2 rRNA genes (1 of these 2 only partly in view) are annotated in these 3,064 nt (G+C 53.1%); both read left to right on the forward strand.

The window, feature by feature from the left end:
* A 23S ribosomal RNA gene (locus ACODTA_RS30165) occupies positions 1-2,773 on the forward strand; it begins 20 nt to the left of the window's first position.
* Between the two features lie 126 nt (positions 2,774-2,899).
* A 5S ribosomal RNA gene (gene rrf, locus ACODTA_RS30170) occupies positions 2,900-3,014 on the forward strand.
* Positions 3,015-3,064: the final 50 nt, after the last annotated feature.

Genomic DNA, 3,064 nt, shown 5'->3' on the forward strand with positions numbered 1-3,064 from the left:
TTGGTGGATGCCTTGGCATGCACAGGCGATGAAGGACGTGGCACGCTGCGATAAGCGTCGGTGAGGTGTGAGCAACCTGTGACCCGACGATTTCCGAATGGGGAAACCCATCCTCACCATTTAATTCCAATGCTGAGCAATCAGTGTTCGAGTTAAATGGGAAAGGATATCACCTTAGTGAATAAAATAGCTTTGGTGAAGCGAACCCGGAGAACTGAAACATCTCAGTAACCGGAGGAAAAGACATCAACCGAGATTCCGTTAGTAGTGGCGAGCGAACGCGGACCAGGCCAGTGCCTCATCTTCAACTAGCAGAAGCTTCTGGAAAGTAGCGCCATAGCGGGTGATAGCCCCGTATGCGAAAGTGATGGATGAGGACTCGAGTAGGGCGGGGCACGTGAAACCCTGTCTGAACATGGGGGGACCACCCTCCAAGCCTAAATACTCGTGCATGACCGATAGCGAACTAGTACCGTGAGGGAAAGGTGAAAAGCACCCCGATGAGGGGAGTGAAACAGTACCTGAAACCGAATGCTTACAAGCAGTTGGAGCCCCATAGGGGGTGACAGCGTACCTCTTGCATAATGGGTCTGTGACTTAGTGTATCAAGCAAGCTTAAGCCGATAGGTGTAGGCGCAGCGAAAGCGAGTCTTAATAGGGCGACTGAGTTTGATGCATTAGACCCGAAACCCGGCGATCTAGGCATGACCAGGTTGAAGGTGGGGTAACACCCACTGGAGGACCGAACCGTTTAATGTTGAAAAATTATCGGATGAGTTGTGTTTAGGGGTGAAAGGCCAATCAAGCCGGGAAATAGCTGGTTCTCCGCGAAATCTATTGAGGTAGAGCCTTGGACGAATACCGTTGGGGGTAGAGCACTGGATGGGCTAGGGGGTCGCGAGATCTACCAAACCTAACCAAACTCCGAATACCAACGAGTAATATCCAGGAGACAGACGGCGGGTGCTAAGGTCCGTCGTCAAAAGGGAAACAGCCCTGACCTACAGCTAAGGCCCCCAAATCGTATCTAAGTGGGAAAGCATGTGGGACTTCCAAAACAACCAGGAGGTTGGCTTAGAAGCAGCCATCCTTTAAAGAAAGCGTAACAGCTCACTGGTCTAAATAAGAGGTCCTGCGGCGAAGATGTAACGGGGCTCAAGATACGTGCCGAAGCTTAGGGTGTGTAGTTTACTACACGCGGTAGCGGAGCGTTCCGTAAGCCTGCGAAGCCGAAGGGTAACCGACGGTGGAGGTATCGGAAGTGCGAATGCAGACATGAGTAGCGATAAAGAGGGTGAGATGCCCTCTCGCCGAAAGACCAAGGGTTCCTGCTTAAAGCTAATCTGAGCAGGGTGAGCCGGCCCCTAAGACGAGCCCGAAGGGGGTAGTCGATGGGAACCACGTTAATATTCGTGGGCCTGGTGGTGTGTGACGGATCTCGTAAGTTGTCAGTCCTTATCGGATTGGTCTGGCTTCGAAGAGGTTCCAGGAAATAGCCCCACCGTATAGACCGTACCCGAAACCGACACAGGTGGTCTGGTAGAGTATACCAAGGCGCTTGAGAGAAGTGTACTGAAGGAACTCGGCAAATTGCCTCCGTACCTTCGGAAGAAGGAGGCCCCACATTAAGGCAACTTTTTGTGGGGGGCACAGGCCAGGGGGTAGCGACTGTTTAGCAAAAACACAGGACTCTGCTAAGTCGGCTTCAAGACGACGTATAGGGTCTGACGCCTGCCCGGTGCTGGAAGGTTAAGAGGAGGGGTGCAAGCTCCGAATTGAAGCCCCAGTAAACGGCGGCCGTAACTATAACGGTCCTAAGGTAGCGAAATTCCTTGTCGGGTAAGTTCCGACCTGCACGAATGGCGTAACGACTTCCCCACTGTCTCCAGTACATGCTCAGCGAAATTGAATTCTCCGTGAAGATGCGGAGTACCCGCGGTTAGACGGAAAGACCCCGTGCACCTTTACTGCAGCTTCAGAGTGGCATTAGGAAAGAATTGTGTAGCATAGGTGGGAGGCTTTGAAGCCGGGGCGCCAGCCCTGGTGGAGCCAAAGGTGAAATACCACCCTGTTGTTTTCTGATGTCTAACCTCGCACCGTTATCCGGTGCAGGGACCCTCTGTGGCGGGTAGTTTGACTGGGGCGGTCGCCTCCTAAAGAGTAACGGAGGCGCGCGAAGGTTGGCTCAGGACGGTTGGAAACCGTCTGTTAGAGTGCAATGGCATAAGCCAGCCTGACTGCGAGACTGACGAGTCGAGCAGAGACGAAAGTCGGTCATAGTGATCCGGTGGTCCCTCGTGGAAGGGCCATCGCTCAACGGATAAAAGGTACGCCGGGGATAACAGGCTGATAACCCCCAAGAGCTCATATCGACGGGGTTGTTTGGCACCTCGATGTCGGCTCATCACATCCTGGGGCTGGAGCAGGTCCCAAGGGTTTGGCTGTTCGCCAATTAAAGTGGTACGTGAGCTGGGTTCAGAACGTCGCGAGACAGTTTGGTCCCTATCTGCCGTGGGCGTCGAAATTTGAGAGGAGTTGACCCTAGTACGAGAGGACCGGGTTGAACATACCTCTGGTGGACCTGTCATCGTGCCAACGGTGCAGCAGGGTAGCTATGTATGGACGGGATAACCGCTGAAAGCATCTAAGCGGGAAGCCTCCCTCAAGATAAGATTTCATAGAGCCGTCGAAGACCACGACGTTGATAGATTGGATGTGGAAGCGCAGTAATGCGTGGAGCTAACCAATACTAATTGCTCTATTCGCGTTCGAGAGTTCCACCATCAATGACAGCCCTGGCTGATCATTGCGGAACGGATAATCAAACGCAGCCCAATGAATTTGGTCCAAGTGCACGGTATCGATTTTTAAGAACAATCCGCTTGCGCCTGCTTCATAGCTTGGTGGCCATAGCGTCAGTGACCCACCCGATCCCATCTCGAACTCGGCCGTGAAACCTGTCTGCGCCGATGGTACTATCGCTTAAGCGCTGGAAGAGTAGGTCGCCGCCAGGCTTTGCAGCAGGCGCAAGACGGATTTGTTACAAACAAGAACCCATTCACAA

The sequence above is a fragment of the Sphingomonas sp. FG14 genome, assembly GCF_057809675.1.